Genomic DNA, 15,915 nt, shown 5'->3' on the forward strand with positions numbered 1-15,915 from the left:
TGACAGGTTGGTTATGATACGGACTTTGCCCGAGGCGGCCTACCCTGTGCCGCGCCAGTATTGTTAAGGACACCATGAGCAAGCCCACCGTCGAAAAAGCCGCCAACTTCCTGCGCCCCATCGTCCAGGCCGATCTGGACAGCGGCAAGCACGCCCAGATCGTGACCCGCTTTCCGCCGGAGCCCAACGGCTACCTGCACATCGGTCATGCCAAGAGCATCTGTCTGAACTTCGGCCTGGCCGAAGAGTTCGGCGGCCAGTGCAACCTGCGTTTCGACGACACCAACCCGGCCAAGGAAGACCAGGAATACATCGACGCGATCAAGGCCGACGTCGAGTGGCTGGGCTTCAAGTGGGCGGGCGAAGAGCGCTACGCCTCCAACTACTTCGACCAGCTGCATGCCTGGGCCATCGAGCTGATCAAGGCGGGCAAGGCCTTCGTCTGCGATCTGAACGCCGAAGAAATGCGCGAATACCGTGGCAACCTCACCGAGCCGGGCAAGAACAGCCCGTTCCGTGAGCGTTCGGTGGAGGAGAACCTGGACCTGTTCGCCCGCATGAAGGCCGGCGAGTTCGCGGACGGCGCCCGTTCGCTGCGTGCCAAGATCGACATGGCCTCGCCGAACATCAACCTGCGCGACCCGATCCTCTATCGCATCCGCCACGCCCATCACCACCAGACGGGCGACAAGTGGTGCATCTACCCGAGCTACGACTTCACCCACGGTCAGTCCGACGCGATCGAGGGCGTGACGCACTCGATCTGCACCCTAGAGTTCGAGGATCACCGTCCGCTGTACGAATGGTTCCTGGCCAACCTGCCGGTGCCGGCGGCGCCGCGTCAGTACGAATTCGCCCGCCTGAACCTGAACTACACCATCACCAGCAAGCGCAAGCTCAAGCAGCTCGTCGACGAGAAACACGTCGATGGCTGGGACGACCCGCGCATGTCGACGCTGTCCGGTTACCGCCGTCGCGGTTACACCCCGGCGTCGATCCGCACCTTCTGCGACATGATCGGCGTCAACCGTGCCGGCGGCCTGGTGGATATCGGCATGCTGGAATTCGCCATTCGTGACGACCTGGACGCCAACGCCGCGCGCGCCATGTGCGTGCTCAAGCCGCTCAAGGTGGTGATCACCAACTACCCGGAAGGCCAGGTCGAGAACCTCGAGCTGCCGCGCCACCCGAAGCAGGATATGGGCGTGCGCGTGCTGCCGTTCTCCCGCGAGATCTACATCGATGCCAGCGACTTCGAGGAAACCCCGCCGGACGGCTTCAAGCGTCTGATCCCCGGTGGCGAAGTGCGCCTGCGCGGCAGCTACGTGATCCGCGCCGACGAGGCCGTCAAGGACGCCGCCGGCAACATCGTCGAGCTGCGTTGCTCCTACGACGAGAACACCCTCGGCAAGAACCCGGAAGGGCGCAAGGTCAAGGGCGTGATCCACTGGGTGCCGGCAGCCGAGAGCGTGGCCTGCGAAGTGCGCCTGTACGATCGCCTGTTCCGCTCGGCCAACCCGGAGAAGGCGGAAGAGGGCGGCAGCTTCCTCGACAACATCAACCCTGATTCGCTGGTGGTGCTCACCGGTTGCCGTGCCGAGCCGTCGCTGGCCCAGGCTACTGCCGACGATCGCTTCCAGTTCGAGCGCGAAGGCTACTTCTGCCTGGACAAGGACTCGACCGCCGATGCCCTGGTGTTCAACCGTACCGTGACCCTGCGCGACTCCTGGGGGCAATAGCGGCTGGCAAATCGCTGCGCTCGATCAGGCAGCGTCGATGCGAGGTTGGCAAAGCGTTTGCTCACCTCACCTCGCCCCGCGTTGCCTGATCATCGCGCGCTGCCTTGCAAGCCGTGCTTGAGGAATTAGAGAAAGATGCTGAGCATTTACAACACCCTGAGCAAGACCAAGGACGCCTTCCAGCCGCTGATCGGCAACCAGGTGCGTATGTACGTGTGCGGCATGACCGTGTACGACTACTGCCATATCGGTCACGCCCGCGTGATGGTCGCCTTCGACGTGGTCACCCGCTGGCTGCGTCAGCGCGGCTATGACGTGACCTACGTGCGCAACATCACCGACATCGACGACAAGATCATCCGCCGCGCCAACGAGAACGGCGAGCCGTTCGAGGCGCTGGTCGAGCGCATGATCGCCGCGATGCACGAGGACGAAGCGCGTCTGTCCGTGCTGCGCCCGGACATCGAGCCGCGCGCCACCGGCCATATCGCCGGCATGCACCAGATGATCCAGACCCTGATCGACAAGGGCTTCGCCTATGCGCCGGGCAATGGCGACGTGTACTACCGCGTCACCAAGTTCGAGACCTACGGCAAGCTGTCGCGGCGCAAGATCGACGAGCTGAAGATCGGTGCGCGCATCGAAGTCGACGAAATCAAGGAAGATCCGCTGGACTTCGTTCTGTGGAAAGGCGCCAAGCCGGGTGAGCCGAGCTGGGACTCGCCGTGGGGCAAGGGCCGTCCGGGCTGGCACATCGAGTGCTCGGTGATGTCCACCTGCTGCCTGGGCGAGACCTTCGACATCCACGGCGGTGGCCCGGACCTGGTGTTCCCGCACCACGAGAACGAGATCGCGCAGAGCGAGGCGGCGACCGGCAAGCAGTACGCCAAGGCCTGGATGCATGCCGGGGCGGTGCGCGTCGATGGCGAGAAGATGTCCAAGAGCCTGGGCAATTTCTTCACCATCCGCGAGGTGCTGGAGAAGTATCACCCGGAGGTGGTGCGTTATCTGCTGGTGTCCAGCCATTACCGCAGCCCGATCAACTACTCCGAAGAGAGCCTCAAGGAAGCCAAGGGCGCCCTGGAACGCTTCTACAACGGCCTCAAGGGCCTGCCGGAGCTGGCGCCTGCCGGTGGCGAAGCCTTCGTCGAGCGCTTCGGTGCGGCGATGGACGACGACTTCAACTCGCCGGAAGCCTGTGCGGTGCTGTTCGAGATGATCCGTGAGGTCAACCGCCTGCGCGAATCCGACGTGCAGGCCGCTGCCGGCCTGGCCGCCCAGCTCAAGCAGCTGGCCGCCGTGCTGGGCGTGCTGCAGCTGGAGCCGGAAGCCTTCCTTCAGGCGGGCGCTGCCGGCAAGGTCGATGCGGCCGAGGTCGAGGCACTGATCGCCGCGCGCCTGCAGGCGCGTGCCGAGAAGAACTGGGCGGAAAGCGACCGCATCCGTGACCAGATCACCGCCATGGGCGTGGTACTGGAAGACGGCAAGGGCGGTACCACCTGGCGCTTGGCCGAGTAAGCCCCGACGCTGAACGACGAAGGCCGCTGTGAAGCGGCCTTCGTCATTTTCGGGGGGGCTCCGTGGTGGCGGCCATGGGGTTGCGCGCATCGAAACGCTGCGCCCAGCGGTGTTCACGGAAACGCTCGACGATGAAGTCGATGAACCCCCGCGTCTTGGCCGGCAGCAGCTTCTGCGCACTGAAGTAGAGGCTCAGGCTGCCGGTGTCCACGTACCAGTCCGGCAGCACCCGTTGCAGCTCACCGCGCTGCAGGTAGGGCAGCGCGTGCACGGTGCTGACCAGGGTGATGCCCAGGTCCTGCAGGGCGGCATGACAGGCGGCCTCGGGGTCGTTCATGGTCATGCGCCGGTTCAGCTCCAGGGTGGCCTGGCGCTCATCCGCCGTGCGCAGGGGCCAGCTGCGTACGCGCCCGGTCTGCGGCGAGCGGATCAGGATACCGTCATGCCGTGCCAGGTCCTCCGGCGTCCGAATGACAGCATGCCTGGCGAGATAGCCTGGCGAGGCCAGCAGCACCCGATGAGCGGGGGCCAGCTGGCGAGCGATCGCACCGGGCGGTAGCTCGAAGCCGCCGCCGATGGCCGCATCGAAGCCTTCGCCGATCAGGTCCACGGCGCGGTTGTCGAAGTGCCAGTCTGGGGTGATCGCCGGATAGCGGGCGAGGAAGTCGCTCAGGTGCGGCAGGATGTAATCACGGCCGAAGGCGACGCCCATGCTCACCTTGAGCCGGCCAGCGGGCTGGCCCTGGCTGCTGGCGAGATTGGCCACCGCGCTCTGGATGCTCGCCAGCCCGCCGCTCACCTGCGCGAGAAACCGTTCGCCGGCCTCGGTCAGCGTCAGGCGCCGGGTGCTGCGCAGGAACAGGCGCACTCCGAGGCTGGACTCCAGACGTGCAACGTTCTTGCCGACAGCGGCGGGGGTCAGGCCCAGGCGCCTGGCGGCCTCGGCGAAACTGCCGGCTTCTGCCGTGCGGACGAAACACTCGATGCTGCTGAGGGTTTCCATGGGTCGCCTGTAAACCATTGGTATCGAATGAATATAGCAATTGCCGGCTTATTGGTTGTGAGTCCTGGGTGAATACTGAGTCCGTGTCCCAATCAAACCTCAGTTCCAGGAGATTCCCATGAGCATCAAGAAAACCCTCGAAGGCAAAGTCGCATTCATCCAAGGTGGTTCGCGCGGCATTGGCGCCGCGATCGCCCAGCGCCTGGCGCAGGAAGGCGCTGCAGTGGCCCTGACCTACGTGTCCTCTGCTGCGGGTGCACTCGACGTCGTGGCCGGTATCGAAGCGGCCGGTGGCCGCGCCATCGCGATTCAGGCCGACAGTCGTGACGAACAGGCGATTCGTGCCGCCATCCGCCATACGCTGGAGAGTCTCGGTGGCCTCGATATTCTGGTGAACAATGCCGGTGTGCTGGCCGTCGCCCCCATCGAAACCTTCAGCATCGAGGATCTGGACCGCACGCTGGACGTGAACGTGCGCAGCGTGGTGATCGCCAGCCAGGAGGCTGCCCGGGTGATGGGCGAGGGCGGGCGGATCATCACCATCGGCAGCACCAACGCCGAGCGCATGCCGTTCGCCGGTGGCTCCGTCTATGCCTTGAGCAAGGCGGCGGTGGCCGGCTTCACCAAGGGGCTGGCCCGTGACCTGGGGCCGCGCGGCATCACGGTCAACAACGTTCAGCCTGGCCCGGTGGATACCGACATGAACCCCGATCAGGGTGATTTCGCCGAGTCGCTGAAGCAGACCATGGCCCTGCCGCGTTATGGCAAGGCAGAGGAAATCGCCAGTTTCGTGGCGTACCTGGCAGGCCCCGAAGCGGCCTACATCACCGGCGCCAATCTGACGATCGACGGTGGTTTCTCGGCCTGACCTCAGCTTCTCGATCGACGACGCCCGTCGCCTCAGCGGCGGGCGTCGTCGTTTGGCTCACGAGCTGCGCCGGCTAGGGTGCAATGGCCTCGAGCAGTTGCAGCGCCAGGCGCACACGCTCGGCGTTGGGGTAGTTGCGGTTGGCGAGTATCACCAGCCCGGTGTCCCGTGCGGGCAGCAGCAGGATGTAGGCACCGAAGCCATTGGTCGAGCCGGTCTTGTTCAGCAGCAGATCGCCTTCGGCAGGCTTGGCCACGGCGAAACGCTCGACGGGATGTGGCTGCAGGGCCATGTCGGCGGAGTTGCCGGCCTGCAGCCGTTCCAGGCTGATGGGGTAGGCGTAGCGTTCCCAGCCGAGGGCCTGGGTCATGTCACCGACCTGGTAGTAGCCGCGATGAGTGGCGCTGACGGCCTGGTGCAGCGGCGAGGGCAGGCGATCCGGGTGCAGGTTGACCTCGATGAAGCGCAGCATGTCGGTGGCGCTGGATTTCAACCCGTAGGCTTCGCCATCCAGGGCGCCGGGGCCTACGCGCATGGCCTTGTCGTCGCGGTAGCCCCAGGCGTAGTGCTGCATCTGCCCGGCCGGTATCTGCACGTAGCTTTCCTGCATGCCCAGTCGTGGCAGCAGGTCCTGCTCCATCACCTGCTGGAAGGGTTCGGCCAGGCTGGCCGCCGCCAGGTGGCCGAACAGGCCGATGCTCGGGTTGGAATACAGGCGACGGGTGCCGGCCGGATAGACGGCCTGCCAGTTGCGGTAGTAGTCGAGCATCTGACGCTCGTCGTCTACCGCGTCCGGGAACTGCAGCGGCAGGCCGCCGGCGCGGTAGGTCGCCAGGTCCAGCAGGCTGATATGGTCGAATGCGCTGCCTTGCAGGGCTGGCAGGTACTGGCTGGCGTTGTCACTGAGGTTCAGGGTGCCACGCGCCTGCGCGTAGGCGCCGAGGGTGGCGGTGAACAGTTTGCTGATCGAGCCCAGCTCGAACAGCGTGTGACGATCCACGGCCTGGCCGCTTTCGCGGGAGGCGACGCCATAGTCGAAGAAGTGCTGCTGCCCCTTGTGGCTGATGGCGATGGCCATGCCGGGGATGGCGTAGGCCTGCATCACGGGTTTCACGGCAGCGTCGACGGCCGGGCGCAGTTCGGCGAGCGCGTTCTGGCTGGCCAGGCAGAGGCCGAGTGCGGCGAGCAGGGGGCGTAGGGAGGAGGGCATGAGCGTTCCTTGTCAGTTCATCGGTGGCAATCGGCGCGGGACCGAGGTCTTCTTGACGATGGCGGTGTTGGTTTCGGCATGGCCGTTGAGGCGATCGAGCACCTCGTCCAGCTGTTCCATGGAGCGCACGTGCAGGCGCGCGATGAAACAATCCTCGCCGGTGACCTTGTCGCATTCGGTGAATTCGGGGGTGGCCTGGATCAGTCGTTCGACTTCGTGCAGTTTGCCGGGCAGCGGCCTGACGCGAACGATGGCCTGCAACTGGTAGCCGAAATGCCGTGGGTCGATCTCCACGGTGTAGCCCCTCAGCACGCCGCGCTCCTCCAGGCGGCGCAGGCGTTCGGCCACGCTGGGGGAGGACAGGCCACTGAGCTGTGCCAGTGCTTTCAGCGAACGCCGCGAGTCGGCCATCAACGCGGCGATCAGGGTCTGGTCGATTTCATCGGTCATTGCAGGCCTCGTTAGGTAAAAGCCGGAATCTGCCGTTGTAAAAAAGGTGAGGGCTGGATTCTGCCTCAGATTCTCCATGGAGCGAGAAGTTGCACCTTCGCATAATGGCAGCTCATTTCAATGAGGATCGACCCGTGGACGACAAGCTCAAGCGTGGCTCGCTGGAAATGATCGCCGCCATGCTGATTTCCGGCACCATCGGCTGGTTCGTGCTGCTCTCCGGCCAGGCGGTGGTGGACGTGGTGTTCTGGCGCTGCCTGATCGGTGGCGGCACGTTGCTGCTGGTCTGCGCCGCGCTCGGTCTGTTGCGCGCCGAGCTGCTCGGGCGACGCGTGCTGCTGCTGGGCGTGCTCAGCGGCGTGGCCATCGTCGGCAACTGGCTGCTGTTGTTCGCCTCCTACGCGCAGGCCTCCATCGCCGTCAGCACGGTGGTGTACAACGTTCAGCCGTTCATGCTGGTGGGGCTGGCGGCACTGTTTCTCGGCGAGCGCCTGACCTGGCTCAAGCTCGCCTGGCTGGCCCTGGCGTTCGTCGGCATGCTGGCCATCGTCAGTGCCCATGGCCGGGGTGCCGTGGCCGGCGCCAACTACCTGATGGGCATCGGGTTGGCGCTGGGGGCGGCGCTGCTCTATGCGATCGCCGCATTGATCGTCAAACGCCTCAGCGACACGCCACCGCACCTGATCGCGCTGATCCAGCTGGTGACCGGGGTGATCCTGCTGGCGCCGCTGATGGGGCGTGAACTGCCGCAGGGCGAAGTCGCCTGGGCCAGCCTGCTGGCCTTGGGGCTGGTGCATACCGGGTTGATGTACCTGCTGCTGTATGGCGCGATCCAGAAACTGCCGACGGCGGTGACCGGCGCACTGTCATTCATCTACCCGGTGGCGGCGATTCTGGTCGACTGGCTGGCCTTCGACCACTGGCTGAGCCCGCTGCAGTGGTTCGGTGTCGCGGCCATCCTGCTGGCGGCGGCGGGCATGCAGCGCGGATGGCGGCCGGCTGTCTGGGTGCGGCGCGTGATCAAGGCCTGACGCCCTGTTCACGCAGGCGCTTGTACAGGGTGTTGCGGCTCAGGCCGAGGTGGCGCGCCAGGTAGGAGATATTGCCGCCGCAGGCCTGGTACTGGCTGGCCAGGTCGTCGCTGTCTGCCACGGGCAGTGACGGCTGCTGCGCCGCGCCGGGCAGGTCGGTGAAAAAGTCGTCCGGCAGGTGTTCGGCGCGAATCGGCTGGTCGTCGGCCATGGCCAGCGCGACGCGCAGCACGCTGCTGAGCTGGCGCAGGTTGCCCGGCCAGGGGTGGCGCTGGAACAGTTCGAGTACCTCGCGACTGAGCCCCGCCCACTGCCTGGGTTCGCGGTGCTGTTCCCAGAGCTTCTGGAACAGGGCCGCCTTGTCGGTGCGTTCGCGCAGCGGCGGCAGCTCCAGGTTCAGGCCGCTGATGCGGTAGTAGAGGTCGGCGCGAAACTGGCCATTGTCGATGTCCTGGCGCAACGGGCGGTTGGTCGCGGAGATCAGGCGCACGTCCACCGGGTGCAACTCGCTGCTGCCCAGCGGCTGCACGCAGCGTTCCTGCAGGACGCGCAGCAATCGGGCCTGGACGCGCAGCGGCATGTCGCCGATTTCGTCGAGAAACAGCGTGCCCTTGTGCGCCTTGCGGATCAGGCCGATATGGCCCTTCTGGCTGGCGCCGGTGAAGGCGCCTTTCTCGTAGCCGAACAGCTCCGACTCCACCAGCTCCGCCGGGATGGCGGCGCAGTTGACCGCGATGAACGCCTGGCTGGCGCGTGAGCTGGAGCGGTGCAGGGCCTTGACGAAGACCTCCTTGCCGGCGCCGGTTTCACCCTGCACCAGAATCGGGATGTCCTTCTCCAGCAGGCGCTCGGCCTGGCGAATGGCCTTGTCCACCCTGGCGTCGCCCAGGTTGAGCGCGTGCAGGGGCGGCTCCTGCTCGCTGCGGCTGGTCAGCGGCGGGCGGAAGTCGCGGGGTTGAACGGGGGCTGGCCGGGTAGGGCGGCGCACCCGCGCGTGGAAGCGAAAGTGGCCGCTGGTGCGCAGGTTGAAGGGCAGGTTGTCCGGCTGGTTGAGCAACTGCTGCAGCGGCACGTCGAACAGCTGCTCGATGGCGCAGTAGGCAAGGGGTTGCCCGAGCAGGTTGTCAGCGCGGCGGTTCGCCGAGACCACGTGGCCCTGCTCGTCGAACACCACCAGCCCGGCCCAGGGGCTGTCGAGGTTGTCCAGGCTGGTATTGAAGCTGAGCAGGTGGTACTGCTCGGCGAACAGCTTGAGGATCAGGCGGTTCTCCACCGACTGGCTCATCATCTTGACCATGCCAAGGGTGTGCGCGGGCGGCAGGTAGCTGTCGCTGGACACGTCGAGCACGGCGACCATGCGTCGCTGTTCGTCGAAGATCGGTGAGGCCGAGCCGGTCATGAAGCGGTTGGCCTTGAGGAAGTGCTCGTCGTGCTGGATGTGCACGGCCTGGCCGCAGCTGAGCGCGGTGCCGATGGCATTGGTGCCGGTGTAGCGCTCCAGCCAGCTGGCGCCGGCGACGAAGCCCGCGGCCTGGCGCGGTTCGATGAAGCGCTGGTCGCCCCAGGACTGCAACAGCCGGCCCTGCTCGTCGGCGAGCATGATCAGGCAGTTGGAGTTGGCCAGGATGGTGCCGTAGTAGGGCAGCACTTCCTGGTGGGTGGTCTGTACCAGCGCCTGGCGGCTCTCCAGCAGGGCCGAGAGTTCACCGGGAGGGGGCGGGTCGAAGCAGGGCGGACTCTGGTGGGTCAGGCCGTAGTCACGGCAGCGCGACCAGGATTGCTCGATGATGGTGTCGTGCGCCTGCGCGCGGGCAGCTTCTGTCATGGACGCTCTCTTCTTGTAGGTTCGCGATCTGCGCCGCGATGTGCTCGCGACCTGCGTCGCGTCCGTCCAGTCTTGTTCAAAACTGTTCAAAGTCAACAGTCGAACTGTTCAGTTGTTCACATCCGCTTGTGCAAAGCTGTTCAGTCAGGTCGCGATGAGCTTTCCAGAAATTTCGCTTTTTTTCTTGTTTATCAAATGGATAGTTGATGTTTTTCGGCCCTGGCATGCTTGTCGCTAAGGTGTTCGTAATCGAATGGCACGACAAGAAAAAGGACAGGCCATGTCGCTCAAGCTCGAACACGTCACCCGTATCGTCGACGGCCAGGTGCATATCGATGATGCCTGCCTGAGTTTCGAACCCGGCTCTTTCAACGTCCTGCTGGGCCGCACCCTGGCCGGCAAGACCAGCCTGATGCGCCTGATGGCCGGCCTGGATCGACCCAGCAGCGGCCGCGTGCTGATGAACGGCGCCGATGTCACCGGCGTCCCGGTGCGTCAGCGCAACGTGTCGATGGTCTATCAGCAGTTCATCAACTACCCGACCCTGACGGTGTTCGAGAACATCGCGTCGCCGCTGCGCCAGGCCGGAATGGCCAGGGAGCTGATCGCCGACAAGGTCGAGAGCACGGCGCGCATGCTGCGCATCGACAACCTGCTGTCACGCTACCCACTGGAACTGTCTGGTGGTCAGCAGCAGCGCACGGCCATGGCGCGGGCGCTGGTCAAGGACGCGTCGCTGATCCTCTTCGACGAGCCCCTGGTCAACCTCGACTACAAGCTGCGCGAGGAGTTGCGCCAGGAAATGCGCGAGCTGTTCCAAGCGCGCCACACCATCGCCATCTACGCCACCACCGAGCCGAACGAGGCGCTGGCCCTCGGTGGCACCACCACCATCCTGCACGAGGGGCGGGTGGTGCAGAGTGGCAAGACCGCCGATGTCTATCACCGTCCGCAGCAGGTGCTGGCCGCCGAGCTGTTCTCCGAGCCGGCGATCAACCTGATGCCGGGGCGGATCAGCGGCAGCGAGGTGAGCTTTGCCGACTGCGTGCACTTTCCGCTCAATCAGGACCTGCGCGACATCGCCGAAGGCGAGTACCGTTTCGGCGTGCGCCCGAGCCATATTGGCCTGGTGCCGTCGAACGACGATGACCTGGAACTGGCGGTCACCGTGGAGCTGGCCGAGATCAGTGGCTCGGAAACCTTCCTGCACGTGCGCAACGAACAGTTCGTGCTGGTACTGCACCTGCCGGGCGTGCACGAGTACGCGGTGGATACGCCGATACTCATCTACATCCCGACCCATAAGCTGTTCGTCTTTGCCGCCGATGGGCAATTGGTCCAGGCACCCAGTCGTCGCCAGGGGAGGGCTGCCTGATGGCCGAGATTCGTATGCACAACCTCGCGCACAGCTACAGCGGTGCGCCGAAGGCGCCGGAGGATTATGCGATCCGCGAGATGAACCACATCTGGCAGCAGGGCGGTGCCTACGCGCTGCTGGGCCCCTCGGGCTGCGGCAAGTCGACCCTGCTCAACATCATCTCCGGCCTGCTCAGCCCGTCCCAGGGCGAGGTGCAGTTCGACGGCAAGGCGGTCAACGCACTGTCGCCGCAGCAGCGCAACATTGCCCAGGTGTTCCAGTTCCCGGTGGTCTACGACACCATGACGGTGTTCGACAACCTGGCCTTCCCGCTGCGTAACCAGGGCATGGACGAGGCGCGCATCACCAGCAAGGTGCATGAGATCGCGGAGGTGCTCGAACTCCATCCGCTGCTGCGCAAGAAGGCGCGCAACCTCACCGCCGACGAGAAGCAGAAGGTATCCATGGGGCGTGGCCTGGTGCGTGACGACGTATCGGCGATTCTCTTCGACGAGCCGCTGACGGTGATCGACCCGCACCTGAAGTGGAAGCTGCGGCGCAAGCTCAAGCAGATCCACGAGCAGTTCAACATCACCATGGTCTACGTCACCCACGACCAGCTGGAGGCTTCCACCTTCGCCGACAAGATCGCGGTGATGTATGGCGGGCAGATCGTCCAGTTCGGTACGCCGCGCGAACTGTTCGAGCGCCCCGGACACACCTTCGTCGGCTACTTCATCGGCAGCCCGGGGATGAACCTGATCGACGTGCAGCGCTGCGAAGGTGGCGTGCGTTTCGCCGATACCGTGCTGCCGCTTTCCGACGCGCTCAACCAGCGCCTGGCCGAACTGGACGGCAGGCGCCTGCAGGTGGGCATCCGCCCCGAGTTCGTGCATGTCTGGGACGGCGCCTATGAAGACGCGCTGTGCGGGCGCGTGCTGCACGTCGAGGACCTCGGCACCTACAAGATCCTTACCTTCGACCTCGACGGCCAGGTGCTCAAGGCACGCCTGCAGGAGGACCAGCCGGTGCCACGCGAACAGGTCTACCTGAGCTTTCCGGCGCAGTGGCTGATGCTCTATGCCGATGACTACCTGGTGGAGGTGGCGCCATGAAGGTACAGAACAACAAGGCCTGGTGGCTGGTCCTGCCGGTGTTCCTGCTGGTGGCCTTCAGTGCCATCGTGCCGATGATGACGGTGGTCAACTACTCGGTGCAGGACATCTTCGATCCGGCCACGCGCTACTTCGTCGGCGTCGACTGGTATCGCCAGGTGTTGCAGGACCCGCGCCTGCACGACTCGCTGCTGCGCCAGTTCATCTTCTCCGCCTGCGTGCTGCTGATCGAGATTCCGCTGGGCATCGCCATCGCCCTGTGCATGCCGACCCGCGGGCGCTGGGCGTCGCTGTGCCTGATCCTGATGGCCATCCCGCTGCTGATTCCATGGAACGTAGTGGGCACCATCTGGCAGATCTTCGGCCGTGCCGACATCGGCCTGATGGGCTGGGCACTGAACAAGCTGGGCCTCAGCTACAACTATGCCGCCAACACCATGGATGCCTGGGTGACGGTGCTGATCATGGACGTCTGGCACTGGACGTCGCTGGTGGCGCTGCTGTGCTACTCGGGGCTGCGGGCGATACCCGACGTCTACTATCAGGCGGCGCGCATCGACCGTGCGTCGAACTGGGCAGTGTTCCGCCATATCCAGCTGCCCAAGCTGAAGAGCGTGCTGCTGATCGCGGTGATGCTGCGTTTCATGGATAGCTTCATGATCTACACCGAGCCGTTCGTGCTGACCGGGGGCGGCCCGGGCAACGCCACCACCTTCCTCAGCCAGACCCTGACGCAGATGGCCATCGGTCAGTTCGACCTGGGCCCGGCGGCGGCGTTCTCGCTGGTCTACTTCCTGATCATCCTGCTGGTGTCCTGGCTGTTCTATACCGCCATGACCCACGACGACAAGAATCGCTGAGGCCGACCATGATGCTACGCAAACGCCTGGCTCTGCTGATCTACTTCCTCTTCCTGCTGGTGCCGATCTACTGGCTGCTGAACATGTCGTTCAAGAGCAACACCGAGATTCTCGGTGGCCTGAGCCTGTGGCCGCAGCATTTCACCCTGGAAAACTACCGGGTGATCTTCACCGATCGCAGCTGGTACGAGGGCTATCTCAACTCGCTGTACTACGTCAGCCTCAACACCCTGATCTCGCTCAGCGTGGCGCTGCCGGCGGCCTATGCCTTCTCGCGCTACCGCTTCCTCGGCGACAAGCACCTGTTCTTCTGGCTGCTGACCAACCGCATGGCGCCGCCGGCGGTGTTCCTGCTGCCGTTCTTCCAGCTGTATTCGTCCATCGGCCTGTTCGATACCCATATCGCCGTGGCGCTGGCGCACTGCCTGTTCAACGTGCCGCTGGCGGTGTGGATCCTGGAAGGGTTCATGTCCAGCGTGCCCAAGGAAATCGACGAGACGGCCTATATCGACGGCTACAGCTTCCCGAAATTCTTCGTGAAGATCTTCATCCCGCTGATCCGTTCCGGCATCGGCGTCACGGCTTTCTTCTGCTTCATGTTCTCCTGGGTCGAGCTGCTGCTGGCGCGCACCCTGACATCCGTGGACGCCAAGCCCATCGCCGCGGTGATGACCCGTACGGTATCCGCGTCGGGGATCGACTGGGGCGTGCTGGCCGCCGCCGGGGTGCTGACCATCATTCCCGGCATGCTGGTGATCTGGTTCGTTCGCAATCATGTGGCCAAGGGCTTTGCCCTCGGTCGCGTGTAAGGAGGTTCGTCATGAGCTGGATGGCCTGGACTTTACCGACTGCGCTGTTCTTCGCCGGCATCGCCGTGCTGCTGGCCGGCATGACGCTGGTGGAGCTGCGCTGGCCTTGCGTGGAACGCAAGGGCTTTCTGCCGATCGCCACGACCCGTGGTGACCGGTTGTTCATCGGTCTGCTCGGTAGCGCCTACCTGCACCTGCTGGTGATAGGCGTGACCGACTGGAGCGTGTGGATAGCGTCACTGCTATCGCTGTTGTGGTTGTGCGCAGTCATGCGCTGGGGCTGAGCCGGGCTGCCACCGGTTTGCCTCTCCCATATCCTGAGATGGAGGTCTCTATGTTCGACAATAACAACAAGACCCGACATAGCATGGCGTTGGCCGCCTTGCTGGCGTTGTCCGGTTTGAGCGGTGCGGCCTGGGCGGATGCCTATGAAGAGGCCGCCAAGAAATGGATCGCCGAGGAGTTCAACCCCTCGACCCTGACACCCGAGCAGCAACTCGCCGAACTGCAGTGGTTCATCAAGGCCGCCGAGCCGTTCCGCGGCATGGATATCAGCGTGGTGTCGGAAACCATCACCACCCACGAGTACGAGTCCAAGGTGCTGGCCAAGGCGTTCAGCGAGATTACCGGGATCAAGCTGCGCCATGACCTGCTGCAGGAAGGCGACGTGGTCGAGAAACTGCAGACGCAGATGCAGTCGGACAAGAACATCTACGACGGCTGGGTCAACGACTCCGACCTGATCGGCACCCATGCGCGCTACGGCAAGGCGGTGGCCATCAGCGACATGATCGCTGGCGAAGCCAAGGACTACACCTCGCCGACCCTGGATCTCGAGGACTTCATCGGCACGTCCTTCACCACCGGGCCGGACGGCAAGCTGTACCAGCTGCCGGATCAGCAGTTCGCCAACCTCTACTGGTTCCGCGCCGACTGGTTCGAGCGCCCGGAACTCAAGGCCAAGTTCAAGGAAATCTACGGCTACGAGCTGGGCGTGCCGGTCAACTGGTCGGCCTATGAAGACATTGCCGAGTTCTTCTCCAAGCACGTCAAGGAGATCGATGGCCAGCGCGTCTATGGCCACATGGACTACGGCAAGAAAGACCCGTCGCTGGGCTGGCGCTTCACCGATGCCTGGTTCTCCATGGCTGGCGGCGGCGACAAGGGCCTGCCCAATGGCCTGCCGGTGGACGAGTGGGGCATTCGCGTCGACGGCTGCCGCCCGGTGGGCTCCAGCGTTGCCCGTGGCGGCGACACCAACGGCCCGGCGGCAGTGTTCGCCACGCAGAAGTACGTCGACTGGATGCGTCAGTACGCACCGCCGGAAGCCCAGGGCATGACCTTCTCCGAGGCCGGTCCGGTGCCGGCGCAGGGCGCCATTGCCCAGCAGATCTTCTGGTACACCGCCTTCACCGCCGACATGACCAAGCCGGGCCTGCCGGTGGTCAACGAGGACGGCACGCCGAAATGGCGCATGGCACCGTCGCCGAAGGGACCGTACTGGGAGGAGGGCATGAAGCTCGGCTACCAGGACACCGGTTCTTGGACCTTCCTCAAGTCGACCCCGGAGAAGCAGCGCCTGGCGGCCTGGCTGTACGCCCAGTTCGTCACCTCCAAGACCGTCTCGCTGAAGAAGACCCTGGTCGGCCTGACCCCGATTCGCGAATCGGACATCAACTCGCAGGCCATGACGGACATAGCGCCGAAGCTTGGCGGTCTGGTGGAGTTCTACCGCAGCCCGGCTCGCGTGCAGTGGACGCCGACCGGCACCAACGTGCCGGACTATCCGCGTCTGGCCCAGCTGTGGTGGCAGTTCATCGCCGAAGCCGCGAGTGGCGACAAGACGCCACAGCAGGCGCTCGATGGTCTGGCTGCCGCGCAGGACACCATGCTCGGTCGCCTGGAACGCTCCAACGTGCTTGGCGAGTGCGGGCCTAAGCTGAACGAGCCGCGTGATCCGCAGTACTGGTTCGATCAGCCGGGTGCACCCAAGCCCAAGCTGGCCAACGAGAAGCCCAAGGGCGAAACCATCGCCTACGACGAGTTGCTCAAGTCCTGGGAGCAGGCGCGCAAGTGAGGCCGATGCCTGTGTTGTAGGAGCGGTTTCAGCCGCGAAAAAAAACGGCACCC

General features: G+C 64.6%; 14 protein-coding genes. 10 read left to right on the forward strand and 4 right to left on the reverse strand.

The genetic code is table 11. From position 1 onward, the window contains the following. Positions 1-74 precede the first annotated feature (74 nt). Together JLK41_RS10865 and cysS are read left to right on the forward strand one after the other, a co-directional pair. The gene (locus JLK41_RS10865; RefSeq protein WP_037053072.1) at positions 75-1,739 is read left to right on the forward strand and encodes a glutamine--tRNA ligase/YqeY domain fusion protein; all 1,665 of its coding nucleotides are present in this window, start codon (positions 75-77) and stop codon (positions 1,737-1,739) included. Positions 1,740-1,874: 135 nt separating this feature from the next. After that, positions 1,875-3,257: a cysteine--tRNA ligase gene (gene cysS, locus JLK41_RS10870; RefSeq protein WP_037053069.1), complete on the forward strand. Its 1,383-nt coding sequence runs from the start codon at positions 1,875-1,877 to the stop codon at positions 3,255-3,257. A gap of 43 nt (positions 3,258-3,300) precedes the next feature. On the opposite strand, the gene JLK41_RS10875 is transcribed toward cysS, so the two are convergent. Then, entirely contained in the window at positions 3,301-4,260 is a 960-nt protein-coding gene (locus JLK41_RS10875) for a LysR family transcriptional regulator (RefSeq protein WP_210390994.1), read from the reverse strand. A gap of 118 nt (positions 4,261-4,378) precedes the next feature. Here JLK41_RS10875 and JLK41_RS10880 point away from each other — a divergent pair, with 118 nt between their 5' ends. Further along, complete coding sequence (locus tag JLK41_RS10880) at positions 4,379-5,128, forward strand: 3-oxoacyl-ACP reductase family protein (RefSeq protein ID WP_037053065.1); 750 nt, start codon at positions 4,379-4,381, stop codon at positions 5,126-5,128. Positions 5,129-5,201: 73 nt separating this feature from the next. On the opposite strand, the gene ampC is transcribed toward JLK41_RS10880, so the two are convergent. Then, entirely contained in the window at positions 5,202-6,338 is a 1,137-nt protein-coding gene (gene ampC, locus JLK41_RS10885) for a class C beta-lactamase (protein WP_210390995.1), read from the reverse strand. Positions 6,339-6,350: 12 nt separating this feature from the next. Further along, entirely contained in the window at positions 6,351-6,788 is a 438-nt protein-coding gene (locus JLK41_RS10890; protein WP_037053063.1) for an Lrp/AsnC family transcriptional regulator, read from the reverse strand. Between the two features lie 134 nt (positions 6,789-6,922). Here JLK41_RS10890 and JLK41_RS10895 point away from each other — a divergent pair, with 134 nt between their 5' ends. Then, a complete protein-coding gene (locus JLK41_RS10895) occupies positions 6,923-7,819 on the forward strand; it encodes a DMT family transporter (protein ID WP_037053062.1) in 897 nt (298 codons plus the stop codon). Here JLK41_RS10895 and JLK41_RS10900 read toward each other — a convergent pair. Continuing rightward, positions 7,809-9,644: a sigma-54-dependent Fis family transcriptional regulator gene (locus JLK41_RS10900; protein WP_210390996.1), complete on the reverse strand. Its 1,836-nt coding sequence runs from the start codon at positions 9,642-9,644 to the stop codon at positions 7,809-7,811. The genes JLK41_RS10895 and JLK41_RS10900 overlap by 11 nt on opposite strands. A 280-nt stretch (positions 9,645-9,924) precedes the next feature. On the opposite strand from JLK41_RS10900, the gene JLK41_RS10905 reads away from it, so the two are divergent. From JLK41_RS10905 to JLK41_RS10930, 6 genes are read left to right on the forward strand one after another with little or no spacing between them, the layout of a single operon-like run. Beyond that, the gene (locus JLK41_RS10905) at positions 9,925-11,019 is read left to right on the forward strand and encodes an ABC transporter ATP-binding protein (RefSeq protein WP_037053060.1); all 1,095 of its coding nucleotides are present in this window, start codon (positions 9,925-9,927) and stop codon (positions 11,017-11,019) included. After that, on the forward strand, positions 11,019-12,116 hold the full coding sequence (locus tag JLK41_RS10910) for an ABC transporter ATP-binding protein (protein ID WP_210390997.1): 1,098 nt from the start codon (positions 11,019-11,021) through the stop codon (positions 12,114-12,116). The genes JLK41_RS10905 and JLK41_RS10910 overlap by 1 nt, the downstream gene beginning before the upstream one ends. Then, a complete protein-coding gene (locus JLK41_RS10915; protein ID WP_037053057.1) occupies positions 12,113-12,976 on the forward strand; it encodes a carbohydrate ABC transporter permease in 864 nt (287 codons plus the stop codon). The genes JLK41_RS10910 and JLK41_RS10915 overlap by 4 nt, the downstream gene beginning before the upstream one ends. Positions 12,977-12,984: 8 nt before the next feature. Continuing rightward, the gene (locus JLK41_RS10920; RefSeq protein ID WP_037053055.1) at positions 12,985-13,785 is read left to right on the forward strand and encodes a carbohydrate ABC transporter permease; all 801 of its coding nucleotides are present in this window, start codon (positions 12,985-12,987) and stop codon (positions 13,783-13,785) included. Between the two features lie 11 nt (positions 13,786-13,796). Further along, a complete protein-coding gene (locus tag JLK41_RS10925; protein ID WP_037053054.1) occupies positions 13,797-14,069 on the forward strand; it encodes a DUF2160 domain-containing protein in 273 nt (90 codons plus the stop codon). A 50-nt stretch (positions 14,070-14,119) separates the two neighbouring features. Further along, the gene (locus JLK41_RS10930; protein ID WP_037053052.1) at positions 14,120-15,862 is read left to right on the forward strand and encodes an ABC transporter substrate-binding protein; all 1,743 of its coding nucleotides are present in this window, start codon (positions 14,120-14,122) and stop codon (positions 15,860-15,862) included. Positions 15,863-15,915 lie beyond the last annotated feature (53 nt).

It is taken from the genome of Ectopseudomonas khazarica (genome assembly GCF_017915135.1).
Classification (GTDB): Bacteria; Pseudomonadota; Gammaproteobacteria; order Pseudomonadales; family Pseudomonadaceae; genus Aquipseudomonas; species Aquipseudomonas khazarica.